This is a genomic window from Bradyrhizobium sp. BR13661, assembly GCF_029892425.1.
Lineage (GTDB): Bacteria > Pseudomonadota > Alphaproteobacteria > Rhizobiales > Xanthobacteraceae > Bradyrhizobium.
Genome location: NZ_JARXWB010000024.1, coordinates 78,463 through 98,619, shown reverse-complemented (window position 1 = coordinate 98,619; position 20,157 = coordinate 78,463). Strand labels below are relative to the sequence as shown.

The 20,157-nt window shown below is 61.6% G+C and carries 23 protein-coding genes; 13 read left to right on the top strand and 10 right to left on the bottom strand.

The genetic code is table 11. The features are described 5' to 3' along the window. Positions 1-27: 27 nt before the first annotated feature. The 6 genes from M2427_RS30700 to merB form a co-directional block, all read right to left on the bottom strand. Positions 28-591, bottom strand: a complete 564-nt coding sequence (locus M2427_RS30700) for a hypothetical protein (RefSeq protein ID WP_021078673.1) — start codon at positions 589-591, stop codon at positions 28-30. Beyond that, a complete protein-coding gene (locus M2427_RS30695) occupies positions 591-866 on the bottom strand; it encodes a zinc ribbon domain-containing protein (RefSeq protein WP_280710575.1) in 276 nt (91 codons plus the stop codon). The genes M2427_RS30700 and M2427_RS30695 overlap by 1 nt, the downstream gene beginning before the upstream one ends. Positions 867-1,089: 223 nt before the next feature. Further along, positions 1,090-2,526 carry a mercury(II) reductase gene (merA, locus tag M2427_RS30690; RefSeq protein ID WP_021078675.1) on the bottom strand — a complete coding sequence of 479 codons (1,437 nt, stop codon included), beginning with the start codon at positions 2,524-2,526 and terminating at the stop codon, positions 1,090-1,092. Positions 2,527-2,672: 146 nt separating this feature from the next. After that, positions 2,673-2,969: a cation transporter gene (locus M2427_RS30685; protein ID WP_280710574.1), complete on the bottom strand. Its 297-nt coding sequence runs from the start codon at positions 2,967-2,969 to the stop codon at positions 2,673-2,675. 37 nt (positions 2,970-3,006) lie between these two features. Continuing rightward, positions 3,007-3,426, bottom strand: coding sequence for a mercuric transporter MerT family protein (locus M2427_RS30680; protein WP_021078677.1), 420 nt, complete (start codon positions 3,424-3,426; stop codon positions 3,007-3,009). A 205-nt stretch (positions 3,427-3,631) separates the two neighbouring features. After that, positions 3,632-4,345, bottom strand: a complete 714-nt coding sequence (merB, locus tag M2427_RS30675) for an organomercurial lyase (protein ID WP_106940472.1) — start codon at positions 4,343-4,345, stop codon at positions 3,632-3,634. 262 nt (positions 4,346-4,607) lie between these two features. Between merB and M2427_RS30670 the strand changes: the two genes are divergently transcribed. Further along, positions 4,608-5,054 carry a helix-turn-helix domain-containing protein gene (locus tag M2427_RS30670; RefSeq protein WP_021078679.1) on the top strand — a complete coding sequence of 149 codons (447 nt, stop codon included), beginning with the start codon at positions 4,608-4,610 and terminating at the stop codon, positions 5,052-5,054. Positions 5,055-5,314: 260 nt separating this feature from the next. On the opposite strand, the gene M2427_RS30665 is transcribed toward M2427_RS30670, so the two are convergent. Beyond that, positions 5,315-5,521 carry a hypothetical protein gene (locus M2427_RS30665; RefSeq protein WP_021078680.1) on the bottom strand — a complete coding sequence of 69 codons (207 nt, stop codon included), beginning with the start codon at positions 5,519-5,521 and terminating at the stop codon, positions 5,315-5,317. A 224-nt stretch (positions 5,522-5,745) separates the two neighbouring features. Here M2427_RS30665 and M2427_RS30660 point away from each other — a divergent pair, with 224 nt between their 5' ends. Beyond that, the gene (locus M2427_RS30660; RefSeq protein ID WP_280710573.1) at positions 5,746-7,008 is read left to right on the top strand and encodes an IS256 family transposase; all 1,263 of its coding nucleotides are present in this window, start codon (positions 5,746-5,748) and stop codon (positions 7,006-7,008) included. A gap of 175 nt (positions 7,009-7,183) precedes the next feature. On the opposite strand, the gene M2427_RS30655 is transcribed toward M2427_RS30660, so the two are convergent. Continuing rightward, positions 7,184-7,381, bottom strand: a complete 198-nt coding sequence (locus tag M2427_RS30655) for a hypothetical protein (protein ID WP_021078682.1) — start codon at positions 7,379-7,381, stop codon at positions 7,184-7,186. Positions 7,382-7,523: 142 nt separating this feature from the next. Here M2427_RS30655 and M2427_RS30650 point away from each other — a divergent pair, with 142 nt between their 5' ends. Continuing rightward, positions 7,524-7,829 carry a hypothetical protein gene (locus tag M2427_RS30650; RefSeq protein ID WP_021078683.1) on the top strand — a complete coding sequence of 102 codons (306 nt, stop codon included), beginning with the start codon at positions 7,524-7,526 and terminating at the stop codon, positions 7,827-7,829. 120 nt (positions 7,830-7,949) lie between these two features. Here the strand turns inward: M2427_RS30650 and M2427_RS30645 are convergent, their stop codons facing one another. After that, entirely contained in the window at positions 7,950-8,846 is an 897-nt protein-coding gene (locus tag M2427_RS30645) for an NAD(P)/FAD-dependent oxidoreductase (protein ID WP_021078684.1), read from the bottom strand. 211 nt (positions 8,847-9,057) lie between these two features. Further along, positions 9,058-11,499, bottom strand: coding sequence for a heavy metal translocating P-type ATPase (locus M2427_RS30640; protein WP_021078685.1), 2,442 nt, complete (start codon positions 11,497-11,499; stop codon positions 9,058-9,060). Positions 11,500-11,552: 53 nt separating this feature from the next. Here M2427_RS30640 and M2427_RS30635 point away from each other — a divergent pair, with 53 nt between their 5' ends. The 10 genes from M2427_RS30635 (at position 11,553) to M2427_RS30590 (ending at position 20,137) form a co-directional block, all read left to right on the top strand. Then, on the top strand, positions 11,553-11,828 hold the full coding sequence (locus M2427_RS30635) for a metal-sensitive transcriptional regulator (protein WP_021078686.1): 276 nt from the start codon (positions 11,553-11,555) through the stop codon (positions 11,826-11,828). Between the two features lie 84 nt (positions 11,829-11,912). After that, positions 11,913-12,380, top strand: a complete 468-nt coding sequence (locus M2427_RS30630; protein ID WP_021078687.1) for a hypothetical protein — start codon at positions 11,913-11,915, stop codon at positions 12,378-12,380. A gap of 77 nt (positions 12,381-12,457) precedes the next feature. Then, positions 12,458-12,748: a hypothetical protein gene (locus M2427_RS30625; RefSeq protein ID WP_021078688.1), complete on the top strand. Its 291-nt coding sequence runs from the start codon at positions 12,458-12,460 to the stop codon at positions 12,746-12,748. A 9-nt stretch (positions 12,749-12,757) separates the two neighbouring features. After that, the gene (locus tag M2427_RS30620; protein ID WP_021078689.1) at positions 12,758-14,224 is read left to right on the top strand and encodes a TolC family protein; all 1,467 of its coding nucleotides are present in this window, start codon (positions 12,758-12,760) and stop codon (positions 14,222-14,224) included. 10 nt (positions 14,225-14,234) lie between these two features. Beyond that, a complete protein-coding gene (locus tag M2427_RS30615; RefSeq protein ID WP_021078690.1) occupies positions 14,235-15,608 on the top strand; it encodes a copper oxidase in 1,374 nt (457 codons plus the stop codon). A gap of 43 nt (positions 15,609-15,651) precedes the next feature. Continuing rightward, positions 15,652-16,149: a cupredoxin family protein gene (locus M2427_RS30610; RefSeq protein ID WP_021078691.1), complete on the top strand. Its 498-nt coding sequence runs from the start codon at positions 15,652-15,654 to the stop codon at positions 16,147-16,149. Positions 16,150-16,174: 25 nt separating this feature from the next. Further along, positions 16,175-16,477, top strand: coding sequence for a copper-binding protein (locus M2427_RS30605; protein ID WP_280710572.1), 303 nt, complete (start codon positions 16,175-16,177; stop codon positions 16,475-16,477). A 165-nt stretch (positions 16,478-16,642) separates the two neighbouring features. After that, complete coding sequence (locus M2427_RS30600) at positions 16,643-17,539, top strand: FkbM family methyltransferase (protein WP_280710571.1); 897 nt, start codon at positions 16,643-16,645, stop codon at positions 17,537-17,539. A 309-nt stretch (positions 17,540-17,848) separates the two neighbouring features. Then, positions 17,849-18,178 carry a DUF305 domain-containing protein gene (locus tag M2427_RS30595; RefSeq protein ID WP_021078694.1) on the top strand — a complete coding sequence of 110 codons (330 nt, stop codon included), beginning with the start codon at positions 17,849-17,851 and terminating at the stop codon, positions 18,176-18,178. Positions 18,179-18,208: 30 nt separating this feature from the next. Further along, the gene (locus M2427_RS30590) at positions 18,209-20,137 is read left to right on the top strand and encodes a DUF4396 domain-containing protein (RefSeq protein ID WP_021078695.1); all 1,929 of its coding nucleotides are present in this window, start codon (positions 18,209-18,211) and stop codon (positions 20,135-20,137) included. Positions 20,138-20,157: the final 20 nt, after the last annotated feature.

Here is a 20,157-nt window from a genome sequence, read left to right as displayed (position 1 = left end):
ACTTCTCCGTACTAATTGTTTCAGGTCTTACTCACTGCGTGAAATCCCAGGTTCAAATCCTGTCCCCGCTCGCGACACTCCCGCAGCGAAAGCTGCGGGAGTGTCGCGTTTCCGAGTCTTTCCAATGACTTGCGCTTCGATCCAGCCAAGGATCGTGCCCAATTCGCCGTGTAAGGTGGCGTCGATTTCGCCGCGGTTCGGGCCAGGGCGCAGCGTAATTTTCTCAACCAGCCCCCGGATTGCTTCCGCTGCCTCACCACGATCCTCGGGGTTGTTGAGCGCCTCCGCCAGTCGCTCGACCTTCATCCGATAGACACACGACACGTTCGGATGGATGTCCGGAATATCTGCCGGCACCTGCGCTAGAGTTTCCTTCAGCACGTCCTCGCGGGCCTCCAATTCGCGCATGCGATCGGTCATGCCGCGCGTGTGGCCGCCTCCTTCAATCACACTCAGCATTTGCTTCAAGGTGCGCTGGATCTTCGCCAACTCCGAGCGGTGACCCTCGCCACTAGCGCGGCGTTCGCGGTTAAGCCCGTTCGTCTCCTCCGCGTAAGCGCGTATTGCCTCAGCTGCCATCTGCGGCGCCATCATCCGGTCCTGGAGCCGGCGAGCACGCGCTGCTCAAGGTCAGCCTGTGCGATCGTGCGGCTGTTCGTGCAGGAGCCGTTGGTAACACGGGCCGCACAGGCATAGCGGTCCTGGCCGCGCAGCGAGTAGGGGCCGCCGCAAACGCCGCAATAGATCAACCCGGAAAACAGCGACTTCGGTCGGTGCAAGCCGTTCAGCCGGTTCGACTGTGCCTCACGCACCGTCTCGATGACATTGACATATTTGTCGGCGATCTCGCTCTGACGCGCTTTCACCGCCTGCCAGAGTTTATCGTCGATAATCCTGAGTTCCAGAACCTCGGTGACGATCCACTCCGATTTTGATGATGCCGGTGCCGCGCTTTACGTGTCCGCGGATCATGTATTCAACCATGTGAACTTATGTGGCCGGCCGGCGCCGATGTCGGCCACGCCGATCAGCCGCACAGGTTCGCCGCCAATCAGGTTCTGCGATGGACCCGGCCGACGCGCTGCTCTATCAGGCACAGCAGGACAGCTTGGCGACATCCTTAGTGAAGGTCTGCGCGGCAAGCTTCAATCCCTCGACTGTCGTGAGATAGGGGAAGATCGTCTCGGCGAGTTGCTCGACCGTCAGGCCGCATTTGATCGCGAGCACCGCGGTCTGAATGCTATCTGCTCCCTCGGGCGCAAGGATGTGCGCACCAAGAAGCCGTCCGCTACTTGCCTCGGCGACCAGTTTGATCAGGCCGCGGGTGTCGCGCGCGGCCAGCGCGCGGGGAACATACTTCAGATCGAGAGTAGAGGTCTTTACCTTTAAGCCTCGAGCGCCGGCTTCGGCTTCCGTCAAGCCAACGCTGGCAACTTGCGGATCGGTGAACACCACTGCCGGCATGGCGGTCGCATCGTAGGGTTTCCTGTTGCCGTTGAGTGCGTTCTCCGCCGCGATCCTGGCGCCGTAAGCCGCCATGTAGACAAATTGATCGCGCCCGGTGACGTCGCCGGCGGCATAGACGCCAAGCTTTGAGGTGCGCATGCGGTCATCGACGTTGATACCGCCGTTCGAAAGAAGTTCGACACCGCTTTCCGCAAGCCCGAGGTCGTCGGTGTTGGGCCGGCGTCCGGTCGTGATGAGGACACGCTCGGCCGTGATCGTCTCGGCGCGGCCATGGGCTGAAACCAAAAGCGCGATGCCCATCGGCGCTTGTTGGATCTCCCGGTATGAGAGCCCCTCGCGAACGGCGATGCCTTCCTCGGTGAAATATTTGGTCAGTGCGGTGCTGATTTCCGGCTCCGCATCCGGCAACAAACGGCGGCGTACCGCGATCGTCACCTTGACGCCGGCGCGGGCGAACATCTGGCCGAGCTCGCAGCCGATGTAACCGCCGCCGATCACCAGCAGGGACTTCGGCAGTTTCTCGAGTTCTAGGGCCGTCGTGCTCGTCAGATACGGCACATTTTCGATCCCCGGGATCGATGGCATCGCCGCAGCGGCGCCGGTCGCGATGATGACCTTGCCTACCTTGATCGGCTCACCGTTCACCATCACGCCGTCGTTTGTCAACCGGGCCCGGCCTTCCCGATAAGCGACCGTGTTGTAGCTCGGCAGCAGATCGAAATACTTCGCCTGCCGCAACGACGACACCAATTCATCCTTCTGCCGCACGACCGCGGCCCAGTCCGCGATTCCGCCATCCGTCCGGATGCCGGCAAAGCGCGATGCGGTTTCCGCGTGATGAACTGCCTCGACTGCACGGATCATGGTTTTCGACGGGACGCAGCCTACATTGACGCAGGTGCCCCCGATCATCCCGTGCCCGACGAGCGCAACATTGGCGCCAAGCTCCGCTGCGGCAATTGCGGCCGAGAAGCCGGCCGAGCCAGCGCCGATGACGGCAAGATCATATCCGCCATTCGCTTTCGGCGCGTCGGAAGCGCAACAGTCACCAACGGTCATCGTGAAACTCCTGATACTGAATTAGATCGGAGAAAGCCGCGTTCGCCGACGGACGGCGCTCCACCTTATTTGGAATCGTTTGGCTCGCCAGCCGAGCGCCCGCTGTCGGAAGCGTCCTTTACTTTTTGGCGAGCCAAACGGGGTTTTCAGTTCTTGACGTGTGCGGGGTAGCCGGCGTTCGTGGCCGCTGCGATCAGCGTAGGAACATCGGCGGTCGCATCGTCGAAGGTGACGGTCGCGACGGCGCTCGCGTTCGCGTTGGCTTCCTTGACCTGGACCGCTGTGACGCCCTTTACCCGCGACAGCGTCTTCTTGACGATCGGCGCGCAGAGTTCGCAGGTGGCGTTATCGACATTGAGGACAACAGTCTTTTCAGCGGCCTGAGCGACGAGCGGCGATAGCGCCATGGCGAGGGCAGCGGCGGCGATCCTGATACGAATCATGATCTCTCTCCTTTTGGATTCTGGATTGGGCAACAGACTAAAGAAATAACGGTGCGATTTTTGGAAAGCCGAGTGCCACGATCACCAGAACGGTGGCGACCCAAAGGCCGATCTTGGCCGTACGTCCGGAACGCGGCTTGGCGCAGTAGGAATCTTCGGCACAGTCCACCTTGGGCTTGCGATAGACGAGGTAGAACCCGTAACCGAGGAAGGCGAAGGTAACCACGGCGAAAATCGGCTGATAGGGTTCAAGCGCGGTCAGGTTGCTGATCCAGGCTCCGCTGATTCCGAGCGTGAAAAGAGCAAATGGTACCACGCAGCACGATGCCGCGCCCAGCGCCGCCAAAATTCCGCCAACAGAGGCCAGCCGGGCCGTCCGGGTCGACGAATCCCCCCGATCGGCCTCACGCGAGGAGGGCGTTGCGCCAGTGAAGTTTTGTTGCACTATTTTGTCCATGTGCTGCGCCCTCCGTGACGCCTTGTAGTGTTATGGGGCCTGTAGCAAGTACAGGTTCAAGCGGAACTTTCGGAACCGCCAACACGGTTTTGTGAGGCGGCGCCTCAAGGAAATTGCGCTTGAACCCTACTCGACGGACTACTACGGCATATTCATTGGCCTACAGCATCCTCTGCGTCTTCATCAATGCCAGTTCAGCGGCGTGTCAGGCGCTCAAGTCGACATCGGGGTACCGCACCGGGTTTCTTTGCCGAGCAAAGATCTGCGCTTCCGGAAGCGTTACATGTGCTTCCTGCCGGGCTTGCGACCAGGCCGTGAATGTCCGTTCGTCCTTGAACAGGTTGACGTGGTCGCAGAACGCGCTTCGGAGATTGACGCAGCAAGCGTCGCTATCCGGCGCGACGATCGACATCACGCAGCCGGATGGCGGCGTCGAGCGCAACTGGCCGGGTGCCAGCTCGACGGTAAGTTGGGTCCCGGATCCGGGGCAGTGCGTGACCAAGGTCGCCGGCTTGCCGAGAATTTCCGGAAGAAAAAGCGCGTCAAAAGCGCACCAGGTATAGAGCCCGGCGTCTTCCGTGTGGAAGCGATGGTGCGTCGGAACGAGGCTCAGGCCTCCAAATGCAATGACCTGTCCATGTTCATCGAATCCAAAGTTTGTCGGCGGGAATTCGAGCAGAAGCTGGTCGATGCGTTCCGTTGGAAGGTCGCACCCGATGCCGAGTTGCTCGCGCGTCACCGGCACGCCGCAACCAAGCAATCTGAAGAGCTCGACACTCAGTCTCTGCAGTTCCGGAGTATTCTCTGTCAGAACGCGCCGCCTCAAGTAAACGTCGAACGCTTGGCGGCCGGCGTTCGGATCCAAAGCGCGCGATGCGGGCTTCGTGTTATTGGGGGCTCCCTGCGAAGCGCTCTTCATCACGTGATTTACTTCCTATGTTTCGTCAGTGCCGTAGATGGTTTTCGGCAAGCTCGGAAGAGCGTAGTGGCTGTAGGTAATACAGGCTCAAGGGCGAATTTCGTGGCGATGGCACTTTTCCGCGAAACGCTCGCCGCAGCGAGCGATGCCGCAAAGGACCCTCCGGTCCGACTTCGCGCGCAGCCCGGGGTGGGTTGTCCTTGCCAATGGCGGGTGTCGGCGCTATCTGACCTGTAGTCATTACAGGTTCGAGGCGGATACTATGTGGAGCAAGACGACAAACCGGGACGAATTCCTGACTCGCGGTGCACTGGCTGCCCAGACCGGCTGCAACATCGAAACGATCCGGTACTACGAGCAGATCGGCATCCTACCGGCGCCGCCTCGCAGTCAAGGCGGGCATCGCCTCTACGGGCAAGCTCTCGTCAGACGCTTGCATTTCGTCCTCCGAAGCCGCGATCTGGGTTTCACTCTCGAAGAAATCCGGGAATTGCTCAGAATGGTGGATGGCGACAATTACACGTGCAGGCAGATTGAAGCGTTGGCACTCGAGCACGTGCAGGCGATCCGCCGAAAGATGGCGGATCTCAAGAAACTCAAAGTCGTGCTCGAGACGATGGCTTCTCAGTGCGGGGGCGGGAAAATACCCAAGTGTCCCATCATCGACGCGTTGTTCGATGCGCGCGCGCCGATACGTTGGGCAAGGTAGTTCGGGCACTTCGGCGCGCGTCTCTTCAGCGTTTTGAAGGCGATCTATTCCCGGCAGGCAGACGCGCGTGACGTTCCGGAGATGGCTCCTGCGATCGTGAACGCAAGCCTCTTGAACGTGTAGGTACTACAGGGTGCACTTTGTTTCTGAACGGCCACAGGAGTGGACCGGCCCGGAGAGGCGTGGCACCATGAACGAACGCACCATAGGTGCAATTGCCCGCATGCTCGCGGTGCTGTGCTGCGGCGGGCCTGTTCTCGTCAGCGCCGCTGGGCGCGGCCGGGACCGCGGGGCTCCTGTCGTGGCTTTTCAAGTCCCTCTATTTCGCAATCCCGGGCAGTATTCATCGCTCTCGGGCTAGTCGGCGTCTTGTTGATGACCATGCGGTTGTGCGAGTAGATCGTGATGACCATCACGATACTCATCACGACGACATTCACCACGACACTCGCCACGGTGATCGCCATGACGACCGCCACGATTAGAGCCGGTTCTGGTCGGAACTGGGTTGAAGAGTAATTTTGAGAGCCGGAAGGGAACTTCGGATTTCACCTTCCGGCTCTGAGGGTGCAGGAGAAACCAGCAAGGCGCGGGGGCTATCGCCGAAAGTTGGTGACGGTGGGAATCGGAAAGGCGGCATATCGTGGGGGTGCTTGACGCCTCCACTTCTCCACCGAAGGAGCGATATGCCGTGCCACAGGATAACGTTATCAAGCTGATTCAGCCAGGATTCTTCGACGATCAACTCACCGGAATCTTACGCAACGGAGCCCGTGCGCTGCTTGCCAAGGCGGTCGAGGCCGAGGTCGCGGACTTCCTCGACAAGCATGCAGATTTGAAGACCGGGGACGGCCAGCAGCGGGTGGTCCGCCACGGTCATCTGCCGGAGCGCGAAGTGATGACCGGTATCGGTCCGGTCGCCGTCCGCCAGCCGCGTGTGCGTGACCGCGAAGCCGCCGCCGCCGATCCAGGGCGCATCCGGTTCTCGCCGTCGATCCTGCCGCCCTACATGCGCCGGTCGAAGTCGATCGAGACGCTGCTGCCGATCCTTTATCTGAAGGGTATAGCGTTGGCGGCACTGCTCGGCAATGATGCTGCCGGGTTGTCGGCATCGGCCATCGGCCGCCTGAAGGACGGCTGGTTCGACGAACACGCCGCTTGGCAGAAGCGCGATCTGTCGGCGAAGCGCTACGTTTACATCTGGGCGGATGGCATCCATCTCGAAGCACGCCTGGAGGACGAAAAGCAGTGCATCCTCGTGCTGATCGGCGCGACGCCGGAAGGCCGCAAGGAACTGGTCGGCTTCACCGATGGCGCCCGCGAGAGCGCGCACGACTGGCGCGATCTGCTGCTCGATCTGAAGCGGCGCGGGCTCGACGTGCCCCCGCGGCTCGTCATCGCCGATGGCGCCCTCGGGTTCTGGAAGGCTGCCGGTGAGGTCTGGCCGAAAACGCGCGAGCAGCGCGGCTGGGTGCACAAGACCGCGAACGTGCTCGCCAAGTTGCCGAAGAGCCAGCAGCCGAAAGCCAAACGCGCGTTGCAGGAGGTCTGGATGGCCGAAACCAAGGCCGCCGCCGAACTGGCGTTCGAGGCATTCATCGAGAGCTACGCGTTGAAATACGACAAGGCGGCCGACTGCCTGAGCAAGGATCGAGATACGCTACTGGCATTCTACGACTTCCCGGCCGAGCATTGGAAACACTTACGGACCACCAACCCCATTGAAAGCACCTTCGCCACCGTGCGCCACCGCATGATCCGATCGAAGGGCTGTCTATCCAACAGGACCGCGCTCACGATGGTCTTCAAACTGATCGAGGGCGCCCAAAAAAGCTGGCGCCGTCTCGACGGTCATAACCAGTTGCCAAAACTCGTTCTCGGTGTGACATTCAACAACGGGATCGAGGTCATCGCAAAGCCGATTGATCGTCAGCCCGCAACCGCCGCCGCCTGACCGGCCCCGGCCGTCACCAAGATTTGGCGATAGCTCCAAGGCGCGAGTAGTTTAGGGGCTAAAATTACAGCAGCGATCAGTTCGTCTTCTCGTCATAAATTCCGATGCGTCAGCGGTTTTATATAATAAGGGCGCGCCATTTGGCGCGCCCGATGGAATTCCGAGAGCAAGTGAATCACATTTTCATCTTGGAATGGTCCATGCCCTTCATGCCCTTCATTTTCTTCGCGTCGCTTTTGGCCTTCTTTTGCTTAATCTGGACAACTTCGGCTCCGGCGTTTGTCATGCCAGGTTGACTTCCGACCGGAAGGGCAACAGCCGCAGCGGCAGAACTGACGAAGGCGAACGCTATAACGAGCAACACCCTGTTCATATTCATCTCCGAGTTAATGATGATCACGTGAACCAATGCGAGACGTGTGAGGGAGTTCCCTCCATGCGAAGCGAACCGCCTGAGGGAACTTATTTCGGAGTGGCGGCTTTCCTCTCTACGATTACAAAGAGGGGAGGATCCTATGTCTCGTTTTCCGCTCATAGGCGCTGCGGCGCTGTTAACTATTGCGGTATGCGCTCCCGCCTCGGCTCTTCCTTTGGCGAAGATGACCACCGCTGCGCTGCCCGAACCGCTCGTGGAAAATGTTCACCTCATTTGCGACAGGTACGGGCGGTGCTACAATTCCCGACGGTATGTTCAGCGGCGCTACTACGTGCAGCCCGGCTATTCTAGTTATGCCTACGGTCCGGGATACGGTTATGGCTACGGTCCCGGCATCAGCTTCGGTTTCGGCGGCGGTTTCGGCCATCATCACCATCACTGGTGAGCGGGGTCTTATGTCCGGCGACGGTGCACACTTTCGTGGCTGCGCGCAGCAGCGCCGTCACCGTGCCTGATCGGCCTGACGATAATGGCACCGATCCTGGACGATAGCCCCACGAAGGGGCTATTCGCGCAGCGAGTTATGAATGGCTGTTGCTGCGGCAGCAGCGTGTCCCATTGCGACGCTGATTTGGTCGACACCCTTCGCGACGTCTCCCGCAACGAAAAAGTTCGCGACCGTGCTTCGCTGGTGCTCGTCGGCAACCACGCAGTGATTATCGAGAGCCGCTCCCAGTGCGCCCGCTAGAGATGATCGCGGGGCACAGCCTAAAGCCGAGTAGAGGGTATCGAACGCAAGCGTACCGTGACGGTTCATGGTGAGCCCAACGATCTTGCCCTCATCGATTTCGACTTGCGTGACCGCCTCTTCGACGGCCTTGATGCCGGCGGCATGCATTTTTTGCCGCTGCGCGCTATCGAGCCTTAGCGGCTCGCCCAGCGAGAACAGCGTGATGTCGGCCGTGTAGGTCCTCAGGAAAAGCGCTTCACCGAGACCGGTTTCGCCATGGCCGATGACCGCAATTTTGTGGTCGATCACTTCGTATCCGTCACAAATTCCGCAGTGGCGGATGAGGCCTTTCTGAACCGCATCGAAGAGGTTAGGAAGCGCCGGCTCCTTGTCGATCACGCCTGTGGCGAGCAGGACGGTTTGTGCACTGACTTGTGTGCCTTCGAGTGTTGCTTCAAACGTTCCGTCCGGCAAGTGCTCAAGTTCGGATACGGTGCCTGAAACGATACGCGCTCCATATTTCACGGCTTGCGAGCGCATACGGCCCACCAGTTCGCTGCCGGTTACTCCTTCCGGAAAGCCGGCATGATTATGTGATTTCGGAATCCAAAGGGCCCGGCTGGCACCGGCGTCCGCGACGACGAAATTGCGCCGAAAACGGCCCAGATATATTGCAGCGGTAAGGCCGGCAGGGCCACCGCCGATTACCAGGCAGTCGAGTTTGGTTGTCATCGTCGAACCTTTTCTACTGCATCAATGTCGAAAGACCCGTCACGGGTGTTCCTCTGCCCCGACGCGCCCTGGATTGCGAAATTGGCACAGCCGTCTGGGCCAGGTCCGAGATATTTCGCTTCGTACGGACCGGCCCCGACAATGAGGTCGGAAAGGAGAATGCAGCGTCATCGCGCTCCCCGCACTGCGGGGCAATTCAGCACTCTTTCAGCTATATCCGAACCGCTCGCAGCCGCAGCGCGTTGCCGACAACGCTCACGGACGAGAGCGCCATTGCGGCAGCGGCAATGACCGGGGAGAGCAGCAATCCGAACGTCGGATACAGGATGCCCGCCGCGATCGGAATTCCCGCCGCGTTATAGATGAAAGCAAAGAACAGGTTCTGCCGGATGTTGCTCATCGTCGCCTGAGAAAGACGCCGGGCGCGGACGATGCCGCCTAAGTCGCCCTTCAGCAGGGTGACGCCGGCGCTCTCCATCGCGACATCCGTTCCGGTACCCATGGCGATTCCCACGTCCGCCGCCGCGAGGGCAGGGGCGTCGTTGACGCCATCCCCCGCCATCGCGACGACGCGGCCTTCCTGCTGGAGCTTGCTGACGACGGCGCTCTTCTGATCCGGAAGCACCTCCGCCTCGACGTCTGGAATGCCGAGCCGCCGCGCGATCGCGCTTGCCGTCGTACGGTTATCGCCGGTCAGCATGATGACCTTGATGCCTTCGGCGGCCAGCAACTTCAGTGCATCCGGCGTCGACGCCTTGACCGGGTCGGCGATTGCCAGAATGCCGGCGAGTCTGCCGTCGACCGCGACGTTGATGACCGTCGCGCCGTCGCCTCGCAGCTTTTCCGCCTGCGTCTCCAACAGTTGCGTTTTAATGCCCGCGGATTTCAGAAAATTGGAGTTGCCGAGCAGGACCGACCTGCCGCCGACCTTACCCGTAACTCCCTTGCCGGTCGGGGAATCGAACTCCTGGACATCGGCGAGAGCCAGATTCCGTTCTTTCGCCGCCCGGACAATCGCGTCGGCGAGCGGATGTTCGCTGGACCGTTCGACGCTCGCCGCAAGCTTCAGAATTTCCGCTTCGTCGAATCCCTGCGCAGGGATGATGTCGACCACCTTCGGCTTGCCTTCGGTCAGCGTTCCCGTCTTGTCGACGACCAGCGTATCGACTTTTTCCATCCGTTCGAGCGCTTCCGCATTCTTGATCAGGACGCCGGCCTGGGCTCCGCGTCCGACGCCGACCATGATCGACATCGGCGTCGCAAGTCCGAGGGCGCAAGGGCAGGCAATGATCAGGACGCTCACGGCCGCAACCAGTCCGAACGCGAGCCGCGGCTCCGGGCCGAACAGCGCCCAGGCGCCGAAGGCGACGAGAGCCGCCGCAATCACGGCCGGCACGAACCAGCCGGCGACCTGGTCGGCGAGACGCTGGATGGGAGCGCGGGAACGCTGCGCCTGCGCCACCATCTGCACGATCTGGGAAAGAAGGGTATCACGGCCGACCTTCTCGGCCCGCATCACGAACCCGCCCGATTGATTCAGGGTGCCGGCGATCACCTTGGCGCCGCTCTCCTTGGAGACCGGCATGGACTCGCCGGTCACCAGCGACTCGTCGAGGGACGAGCGGCCTTCGATGATGACGCCGTCCACCGGGACCTTTTCCCCGGGCCGGACCCGCAGCTTGTCGCCGACGTTCAGGCCGTCCATCGGGACCTCTCGGTCCGCCCCGTTCTCGTCGACGAGGCGGGCGGTCTTGGGCGCCAGATCCAGCAGGGCCTTGATCGCGCCGGAGGTGGCCTCGCGGGCTCGAAGCTCCAGCACCTGGCCGAGCAGGACCAGAACGGTAATCACCGCAGCGGCCTCGAAATAGACCGCCACCGCGCCGCCGTGGCTTCGGAATGCGGACGGGAAGATGCCCGGCGCTACGGTGGCGACGACGCTGTAGGCAAAGGCGACGCCCACGCCCATCGCAATCAGGGTGAACATGTTCAGGTTTCGGGTGACCAGCGACTGCCAGCCGCGCACGAAGAACGGCCATCCGGCCCAGAGAACGACCGGCGTGGCGAAGACGAGTTGGATCCAGTTCGAGGGGTTTTGGTCGATCCAGCCGTGGCTGCCGACCAGATGGCCGCCCATCTCGAGTACAATGACCGGCAGCGCCAGCGCGAGCCCCACCCAGAAGCGCCAGGTCATGTCGGCCAGTTCGGGGTTGGGTTGGTCGTCGAGGCTGACCAGTTCGGGCTCCAGCGCCATCCCGCAGATCGGGCAGCTTCCGGGTCTGATCTGACGGATCTGCGGATGCATGGGGCAGGTGTAGACCGTGCCCTCCGGGACGTCGGCGTGCTGCGGCGCTGCGTTCGCCTTATCGAGGTATCGCTCCGGAGCGGCGGCGAACGTAGTTTGGCAGCCGGCCGAGCAGAAATGGTAGGTGACGCCCCTGAAGTCGAAGCGATGCTTGCTGGTTGCGGGATCGACGGTCATGCCGCAGACCGGGTCTACGACGCCGGCTCTGCCCGCAGCGTGATGATTATGGTCGTGCGCGTCTCCGCCCCCGCAGCACCCGCTCTTCTTGACCGGCGTTTCAGGACCGGCGGCGACCGCCTTTGACGAGCATCCGCATCCGCCTCGGGACATCGCCTTCTGTTCGCTGGCCATTTCGAGCTCCTTGCCTACTTGCAACCCATACCGTGTAGGGGTATATAAGACCCATGCGGAAAGACATCAAGGTATCCTGTCAGAAACGCCTCGGCCGGATCGAGGGCCAGGTGCGCGGCCTCTCCAAAATGGTGGACGAGGAGCGCTACTGCATCGATATCGTCACGCAGATTTCGGCGGTCCGTGCCGCGCTGCGACGGGTCGAGGAGGAAGTCCTGAGGGACCACGTCTCCCACTGCGTCGAACACGCCATCGCGAGCGGCGACAAAACAGACCAGAGGAAGAAGATCGCCGAATTAATGGCGGTCATCGGCCGGGCTGACCGATGAGCGACACCAAAAGTTCCATCTTGGCGGCCGCGATCTTCGCCGCTATGCTCCCGAGTGTTGGTGCGAAAAGGCGTTGATGTCTGCATGGTCGTCCGGTTGACCAGAACGAAGCGAACAAGGGCAGGGTGGCTGGTAGCCCTAGCCTATCTGCTTTGCGTACTGGCGCCGACGATCTCCTACGCGCTGCCCGGCGTCCACGCGCCCGCGCCGTGCCTGACGGACGAGAACCACGTTCCCGGAATGGTTCATGTCCATTCCGAGCCGCAACATTTGCACGACGACGGCCAGATCCATGATCATGCCGCTGCGCCGGCACATTCCGGCGGCGGTGACCATTCGATGTCGGTGGCATCGGATTCGAAGTCGGCTCCCGAAAAAGCTCCGCATAAATCCGGCGGGGAGTGCTGCGGGCTGATGTGCGTGACCGCTCTTCCGGCGAAGGTCGTCGACATCGTGACGCCTTCCGCTCCGACGGCGCTTTGCGAAGTCGAAGGTTACCTGAACGTCGCCGACAAGGCTCCCCCCCGGCACTATCGCCCCCCCATTTCCTGACCTGATCGAAGCTACGCGGTGCCGTGCCTGTCGAGGGCTCGCGCGCCTGTGGTCCATCGTCAGTTCAGGAAAAGATAATGTTTGCGCAGCTTGGGGCGATTCTCGCCGCCGTCCGGTCGGTGGTGAAGAGGATATTAGGCAATAGATTTCGGGCAATCGTGGGGATGACCGCCGCGACGTGGTCGCTCGGGGGATGCATTCCGACCGTTCCGCTCGTCGGTGCGGATCCGGCCGACCCGAACGTGCCGGTCGCCGGCGTCAGCTACCGCTCCGGCATCGCGCCCTACACAAGCATGCGGCCGACCGCGCCATCCGGCTGGAAAGAACAGAACCAGCGCGTAACTCCCACGCCCAAATCCGAGCAGTAGGAGGACGCCATGACAGAAACACTTTTCATCCGACTGCGACGCGCGACGGGCGCCACCGGGGCCAGAACGGCGTTATCGTCGCTGTCAGCCGCGCTGCTGCTCTCGGGTTGCGCAACGTTCTCTCCGGACGGCGGCATGACGGCGGTGGCCGACATCGCCGGCGGCACCATCAAGAAGGACGTGATCTCGATCCGGACCGCCGACGATGTCGTGGTCGCGAACGATGCGGTCAAGCGGCTGCTGCGCCGGACCCTGAACGTCGAAACCGCGGTCCAGGTCGCGCTCCTCAGCAACCGGGGCCTTCAGGCGGCCTACAACGAACTGGCGCTGGCGGAAGCGGACCTCGTCCAGGAGAGCCTGCCGCCCAATCCCACGTTCTCGATTTCGCGAATATCGGGCAACGGAGCCGTCGAGATCGAACGGCAGGTCGTCGGCGACATTCTGGCGCTCGCCACCCTGCCGTTCCGCTCGGAAATCGCACGTCAACGTTTCCGGCAGGCGCAGTTGCGGGCCGCCCTCGAGACGCTGCGGCTCGCCGCGGAAGTCAGACGGTCCTATTACCGCGCGGTCGCCGCCAACGAACTCATCGGACTTCTCGCGGACGCCAAATCCACCGCGGAATCCACGGCCCAACTAGCCCTCAAACTCGGCCAGACCGGATCGCTCAACAAGCTCGACCAGGCGCGCGAGCAGGTGTTCTATGCCGAGACCACGGCCGAACTCGGATCGATACGCCAGGAGGCGGCGAGCTCGCGGGAACGCCTCGCGCGTCTGATGGGGCTTTGGGGAAGCGACCTGGCCTTCCGGATTCCCGGCACGTTGCCGGCGTTGCCCCGGCATCCCTCGGCGCTCCCGTTGATCGAGGTCGATGCGGTCAGCCACCGCATCGACCTGCAGATCGCGCGGATCGAACTCGACGCCCTCGCGAAATCTCTCAATCTAACGGAAGCGAGCCGGTTCGTGACGCTCCTCGATGTGGCGGGGATCGACCGCAAGACGCGCGATCCCGAAAGTGCGCCCTTCCGCGAACGCGGCTTCGACATCCAGTTCCAGATTCCGATCTTCGACGGCGGCGAGGTGCGGGTCCGGCAGGCTGCCGAGACCTACAATAAGTCGTTCAACCGCCTGACCGAAAAGGCGATCAACGTACGTTCTGAGGCAAGGGACGCCTACCGCGTCTACAGGTCGACCTACGAAATCGCCGGCCAGTACCAGCGTGAAGTGCTGCCGCTGCGCAAGATCATCACCGAAGAGATGCAGCTACGCTTCTCGAGCATGCAGATCGACGTTTTCGCGCTGCTGACCGAGGCGCGCCAGCGCATCGCATCGCTGCGCGCCGGAATCGAGGCCAAGCGAGACTTCTGGTTCGCCCAGTCCGACCTTCAGACGGTCGTCAACGGCGGCGGCTCCGGAGAGTCCCAGAACCAACCCCGTCAGACCACCACCGCCCAGGCCGGCGGGGGCGGCGGCCATTAAGGAGACAATCATGCTATCGCGTAGAGGATTCATCGGAACGGCCGCGCTGATAAGCGCGAGCGCAGTGAGCGGCCGGGTGCAGGCGGCCAACATTCCGGAAGCGCCCTCCATGGAAAAGGCGGTAATGCAGCCGCCGCTGCATCCGACGTCCGGTCCGGACTATCGGCCGGTCGTGACGTTGAACGGATGGTCGCTGCCGTGGCGGATGAACGGGGACTGGAAGGAATTCCATCTCGTCGCCGAACCGGTCGTGCGCGAGTTCGCTGAGGGCATGAAGGCCTACTTGTGGGGATACAACGGGCAATCGCCCGGTCCGACCATCGAGGCGGTCGAAGGCGACAAGGTCCGGATCTTCGTCACCAACAAGCTGCCCGAGCATACCACCGTGCACTGGCACGGCATGATCGTACCGAACGGCATGGACGGGGTGGGCGGCCTCAACCAGCCTCACATCAAACCCGGCAAGACCTTCGTCTACGAATTCCAGATCAAGACGAGCGGGACGTTCATGTACCACCCGCACTCGGACGAGATGGTGCAGATGGCGATGGGCATGATGGGCATGTTCATTGTCCACCCCCGGGACCAGACCTTCCGGCCGGTCGACCGCGACTTCGTCTTCATCATGAGCACGTATCTCATCGATCCCGGCACCTATCTGCCGAAGGTCAACGAGATGACCGACTTCAACATGTGGACTTGGAACAGCCGCGTGTTTCCCGGCATCGATCCGCTGCCCGTCCGCCTCGGGGACAAGGTGCGCGTGCGCATCGGAAATCTCACGATGACCAACCATCCGATCCATCTCCACGGGCACAGCTTCGCGGTGACCTGCACAGACGGAGGCTGGGTGCCAGAAAGCGCGCAGTTGCCGGAGACGACGACCGACGTTCCCGTCGGAGCGGTCCGCGCCTTCGACGTGCTCGCTGACAATCCCGGCGACTGGGCGTTCCACTGCCACAAGTCGCACCACACCATGAACTCGATGGGGCACGACATGCGCAACATGATCGGTGTGTCGAAGAAGGATCTCGCCAAGGCTGTCGGCAAGCTTGCTCCGGACGCGATGGTGATGGGTTCGACAGGAATGGCCATGGGCGAGATGGAGATGCCGATGCCGGACAACACGCTCATGATGATGTCGGGCTCCGGCCAGTTCGGCCCCATCGAAATGGGCGGCATGTTCTCCGTCATGAAGATCCGGGAAGGAATGGCCCGCGACGATTACAAGGACCCGGGTCCCTACAAAAATCCGCAAGGCACGGTCGCATACGAAGTCGATGCGCCCGCCTCAGCGGCTCCCCGCCAGAACGGCGGCAAGGAGGAAGGCGGGACGACGCAAATGAAGGGCATGAAAGGAATGAAAGGCATGAAGGGCATGTGATCCGGACGCCTTTTCGAACTCAACATCAGACAGGAGAAGACTAATGAAGACCATCAATCAAGCCGTCGCTTCGGCAATCGCGGGTTTACTGCTGGCAGGCGGTACCGCCGTTTGGGCGGGCGAGGGTCCGGCCGGACATAGCCACAGCCACGACGAGACGTTCTCCGCGGGCGAGCCCGGCGATGCCAAGAAGCCCGCCCGGATCGTTCAGGTGACCATGGGCGAGATGGACGGGAAGATGATGTTCATGCCCGCAAAACTGGAGATCAAGACGGGCGAGCAGGTCAAGTTCATGCTCCGCAACAACGGTGAACTCGACCATGAATTCATCCTGGCGACGACCGCCGAAAATCTCAAGCATGCGGAGGCCATGAAGAAGAACCCCGACATGGAGCACGACGACCCGAACGGCAAGCGGCTTGCCCCCAAGAAGACCGACGAGATCGTCTGGAAGTTCAGCAAGCCCGGAGAGTTCGAATATTCGTGCCTGATCCCGGGTCATCGCGAAGCCGGCATGGTCGGTACGATCGTCGTCAAGTGATCCCGACAAAACCAAGGAAAACATCATGAAGAACAAACTTGCAGCAGCAGTTTTCGCCGTCGTTTTGGCAACAATTTCGACCGCGGCGTTCGCCCAGAACGCCATGGTCAACGGCGAGGTGAAGAAGATCGACGAGACCGCCGGCAAGATCACGTTGAAGCACGGCCCCATCAAGAATCTCGATATGGACGAAGACGGCATGACCATGGTCTTCCGGGTGCAGGACCCGGGGATGCTCAAGCACGTCAAGGTCGGCGACAAGGTCCAGTTCGAAGCCGAACGGGCGACCGCCGGCATCACGATCACGAAGATGCAGAAGGGCAAGTAACCCCGGAACGGCCGGTGCCGCCGCGCTGCGTGAGCCGGCGGCACCGGGTCGAGAAGCGGACCTTGGAGGGAATGGATGGAGGCATCGTTGCGCCAGGCTGACGGAGTTGCGTCCGAACGACCGCTCGCTTTCGATCGCAAGAGCGGAAGGCTGAGCGGCGCCGGCGTGATCGACCGCGTTGCGGTGCTGGCCCTTCAGGCCGGATCCGTCATCACGCGACCTTACGGACATCGCGGCTACAGGCACGGTTGCAAGGCGGTCGCGACTGTCGTTGCCGATCGCGACATCATCGTCCGGTTGAACGAGGATGCCGACTTCGCCATCCCGTTCTGCGACGGATACTGGAGCAGAATGCTTAATCCGAGATACGATTATGAAGAGGAGATCGAAGCCTTCTTAAGGTGCGCGGCAGACCTCAGGTACTCCTTCGTCGACTGCGGGGCGAACTTCGGTTACTGGTCCGTGCTGGCGTCCAGCCGGCCTTTCGGCAGGCAGCCCACGCTCGCCATCGAAGCGTCTCCGGAAAACGCGAAACGGCTTGGCGCGAACGCGCTCCTGAACGGCGACCGTTTCCGATGGCTCAACGCCGCGGTCGGTGGACAGGCGGCCGGTTTTGTGAGGATCACGGGCGCAAGGCATGAAGCCTTGGAGACCCTCAGGCTGACCGAAAACGAGCCGGACGCCGTAACTGTCGTTTCGCTGGACAGCCTGGTTGCGGGCGGGCTCGTCGATGCATCGCTTCCGGTGGTGGTCAAGCTCGATGTGGAAGGCGTGGAAATCGAAGCGCTGACCGGCGCGGAACGGCTGATGCACCGCGATTGCGTGGTCATCTGTGAGGAGCACGGATCCGACACGACGCATGGCATCACGCGTCACCTCCTCGAAGAGATGTCGCTCAGAGTATTTGTGTTCGATCCCAGGGCGTGCCGGTTCAACCGTCTCGACGGAATCAAGCGGCTGGATTCGATCAAGAGGCATCCGTGGGTCGGCTACAATGTCTTCGCTACCTCCAGCGCATTGTGGGAAGAGCGACTGCTCGCTGCGACGTGGAGGTACCGATGATCGGTTCGACCCAGCTCGCATCGCCGCCGCAGCACGACAGGCTTAGCAAATACCCAGGCTGTCCGGAAAGTGCTTTTCCGCCCGCCGCGGCGACATGCCGTTGCCTGAAATTGCAGGAGGTCTGCCGCGCACGTCGGCCATGAATTCACTCTTATGGAAGATGCTCAGTCCGGCGAGGTCCTGTCGACAACGCGTGCTCGCGCTTGTGCAAACGCTCGTCGCCAAAGCCGGAAATGTCGTCGCCACATCCGCGGAACAACAATTTGTGCCGGCCGTTTGCGAATGTGTTTTCAAACAATGGAGAATGAGATGTCACGAAACATCCTGAAGATTTCGGCCGCGTCTGTCGCGGTGCTGTTTGCGCTATCGATGCCTTCGTACGCCGACGACGCCGGTCCGGCCTACACAAAGTCCATGGAAAAAATGAATGCCGACATGAAGAAGGGAATGGATCCCGACCCTACGAAGGCGTGGGCGAAGATGATGGTCGCTCACCATCAGGGCGCGATCGAGATGTCGCAGACGGTGCTGAAGGAGACTAAAGACCCGATGATCCGCGAAATGGCCGAGAAGACGGTCAAGGATCAGACCAAAGAGCAGACCATGCTCAAGGACTGGATCGGCAAGCACGGCGGCTGAACAGCCTGAACACCTGACCGCGAGGACTCCATGATCGCACTTCCCTACGATTATTTTCTGATCGCATGGTTCGTCCTCGCGGCGGGCTCTACGGCCTACGTCGCGTTCGACCAGTTCAACGGCAATCCCGAGCCGACGGTGATGAAGTGGGGTTTCATCCTGGTCACCCTCTACATGGGCCCGTTCGGATTGCTGCTCTACGTGCTCGCGGACAAGGAGCCCCGTCCAGGGGAGCATGAGCACTTCACATCGCCCCTCTGGAAGCAGGGCGTCGGGAGCACTATTCACTGCGTTGCGGGGGATGCCACCGGCATCATTCTGGCGGCGACCGTGACGGCACTGCTGGGCCTCCCGATGTGGATCGACCTTATCGTCGAATACATTGCCGGTTTCTCGTTCGGTCTGTTCATTTTCCAGTCCCTCTTCATGAAGAAGATGATGGGCGGCACCTATTGGGAAAATGTCCGCAAGAGCTTCATGCCGGAATTCATCAGCATGAACGCGATGATGGCGGGAATGGCGCCGACGATGAGCCTGCTGATGATGGGCCGCGACATGCGCGCCATGGATCCGCTCGAATTCGTCTTCTGGGGCGTGATGTCTCTCGGTGTCATGGTCGGATTCACGACGGCCTATCCGTTCAACGTCTGGATGGTGAAGAAGAAGGTCAAGCACGGCCTGATGACCGAACGGCCGGAGGCAGCCGGCCAACAACGCGACATGTCCGGAATGAAGTCCGAGACGGGTCAAATGTCGGATGAGCAGATGAGCCACATGGAGGGACATGGGGGACAACAGAAAGCAAAAAAGTCGGGCGACCGCGAAGCGTCCCCTGGCGGGGGCCATCAGATGGGCGGCGACGCGACGACTCCACAGTTGGCGGCGCTCGCCGGCGTGACGTCGTTCCTTCTGATCTCCGGAATGGTGATACCGGGGTTTTCCGTCAACCTCGGTCTCAGCGCCCGCGACGTCGACGGCTCCATCATGCCGCCGGGGATGATCAACACCTTCGATCTGCCCGGCGAGGCTATGAAGGACATGGCCGCCGTGAAGCCGCGTCAAGTCGCTTACGTGGCGGCGCCCGACGCGAGGGGCGACAAGGTCCTTGCGCCGCGCATCGAGAACGGGGTCAAGGTCTTCGACATCAAGGCCGAGATCATCCGATGGAACATCCTTCCGGACGTGGCGGTCGAGGCCTACGCGTACAATCGTCAGGTCCCGGGACCGCGGCTGCAGGTGACGGAGGGGGATCATGTCCGCATCAACTTCCGTAATGCGCTTCCAGAAAGCACCACGGTTCATTGGCACGGACTGATCGTCCCGAATGAGATGGACGGGCCGGCCAACGTCACCCAAGACCCGGTGCCGCCGGGCGGCTCCTACACCTACGAATTCGACGTGGGCCAGAGCGGCACGTACTTCTACCACAGCCACGATCATCCGGACCGCCAGCAGGCGCTCGGGCTCTACGGGGCGCTGCTGATCGCGCCGAAGGACCCCTCGGCCGAGGTGAAGGCCGACCTCGATTACGCGATCCAGCTACAGGAGTGGCTGAAGCGCGAATGGCTGACCTATCCGGCGATGCTGATGGAAGGGGCGCTTCCGAACTACTTCACGATCAACGGCAAGGCATACCCCTCGACCGACACGGTCGCCATGAAGGTCGGACAGACCATCAAACTTCGCTTCATCGGGACGAACAACAACTTCGTGCATCCCATGCATGTGCACGGCGGACCGTTCGAAGTCGTAGCCGTGGACGGGGTGAACCTCAAGGAAAGCGCGCGATACCAGGCGGACACAGTCAACGTCGGTCCCGGGCAGCGCTACGACGTGGTCTGGACGGCACGAAAGTCGGGCAAATGGCTGGTGCACTGCCACATCCCGCATCACACAGCCAACAACAACGTTGAGCAGCACGGCGGCGGCGGCCTGATGCTTGTCCTCAACGTCCAGTAGGCCAACGGAAAACAAAGGAG

What these genes read in the sequence shown, in the direction of transcription:
- M2427_RS30700 (WP_021078673.1), bottom strand. Translation starts at nt 591, where the DNA reads ATGGCGCCGCAGATGGCAGCTGAGGCAATACGCGCTTACGCGGAGGAG.
- merA (WP_021078675.1), bottom strand. Translation starts at nt 2,526, where the DNA reads ATGACCGTTGGTGACTGTTGCGCTTCCGACGCGCCGAAAGCGAATGGC.
- M2427_RS30685 (WP_280710574.1), bottom strand. Translation starts at nt 2,969, where the DNA reads ATGATTCGTATCAGGATCGCCGCCGCTGCCCTCGCCATGGCGCTATCG.
- M2427_RS30680 (WP_021078677.1), bottom strand. Translation starts at nt 3,426, where the DNA reads ATGGACAAAATAGTGCAACAAAACTTCACTGGCGCAACGCCCTCCTCG.
- merB (WP_106940472.1), bottom strand. Translation starts at nt 4,345, where the DNA reads ATGAAGAGCGCTTCGCAGGGAGCCCCCAATAACACGAAGCCCGCATCG.
- M2427_RS30670 (WP_021078679.1), top strand. Translation starts at nt 4,608, where the DNA reads ATGTGGAGCAAGACGACAAACCGGGACGAATTCCTGACTCGCGGTGCA.
- M2427_RS30665 (WP_021078680.1), bottom strand. Translation starts at nt 5,521, where the DNA reads ATGGCGATCACCGTGGCGAGTGTCGTGGTGAATGTCGTCGTGATGAGT.
- M2427_RS30655 (WP_021078682.1), bottom strand. Translation starts at nt 7,381, where the DNA reads ATGAACAGGGTGTTGCTCGTTATAGCGTTCGCCTTCGTCAGTTCTGCC.
- M2427_RS30650 (WP_021078683.1), top strand. Translation starts at nt 7,524, where the DNA reads ATGTCTCGTTTTCCGCTCATAGGCGCTGCGGCGCTGTTAACTATTGCG.
- M2427_RS30645 (WP_021078684.1), bottom strand. Translation starts at nt 8,846, where the DNA reads ATGACAACCAAACTCGACTGCCTGGTAATCGGCGGTGGCCCTGCCGGC.
- M2427_RS30640 (WP_021078685.1), bottom strand. Translation starts at nt 11,499, where the DNA reads ATGGCCAGCGAACAGAAGGCGATGTCCCGAGGCGGATGCGGATGCTCG.
- M2427_RS30635 (WP_021078686.1), top strand. Translation starts at nt 11,553, where the DNA reads ATGCGGAAAGACATCAAGGTATCCTGTCAGAAACGCCTCGGCCGGATC.
- M2427_RS30630 (WP_021078687.1), top strand. Translation starts at nt 11,913, where the DNA reads ATGGTCGTCCGGTTGACCAGAACGAAGCGAACAAGGGCAGGGTGGCTG.
- M2427_RS30625 (WP_021078688.1), top strand. Translation starts at nt 12,458, where the DNA reads ATGTTTGCGCAGCTTGGGGCGATTCTCGCCGCCGTCCGGTCGGTGGTG.
- M2427_RS30620 (WP_021078689.1), top strand. Translation starts at nt 12,758, where the DNA reads ATGACAGAAACACTTTTCATCCGACTGCGACGCGCGACGGGCGCCACC.
- M2427_RS30615 (WP_021078690.1), top strand. Translation starts at nt 14,235, where the DNA reads ATGCTATCGCGTAGAGGATTCATCGGAACGGCCGCGCTGATAAGCGCG.
- M2427_RS30610 (WP_021078691.1), top strand. Translation starts at nt 15,652, where the DNA reads ATGAAGACCATCAATCAAGCCGTCGCTTCGGCAATCGCGGGTTTACTG.
- M2427_RS30605 (WP_280710572.1), top strand. Translation starts at nt 16,175, where the DNA reads ATGAAGAACAAACTTGCAGCAGCAGTTTTCGCCGTCGTTTTGGCAACA.
- M2427_RS30595 (WP_021078694.1), top strand. Translation starts at nt 17,849, where the DNA reads ATGTCACGAAACATCCTGAAGATTTCGGCCGCGTCTGTCGCGGTGCTG.
- M2427_RS30590 (WP_021078695.1), top strand. Translation starts at nt 18,209, where the DNA reads ATGATCGCACTTCCCTACGATTATTTTCTGATCGCATGGTTCGTCCTC.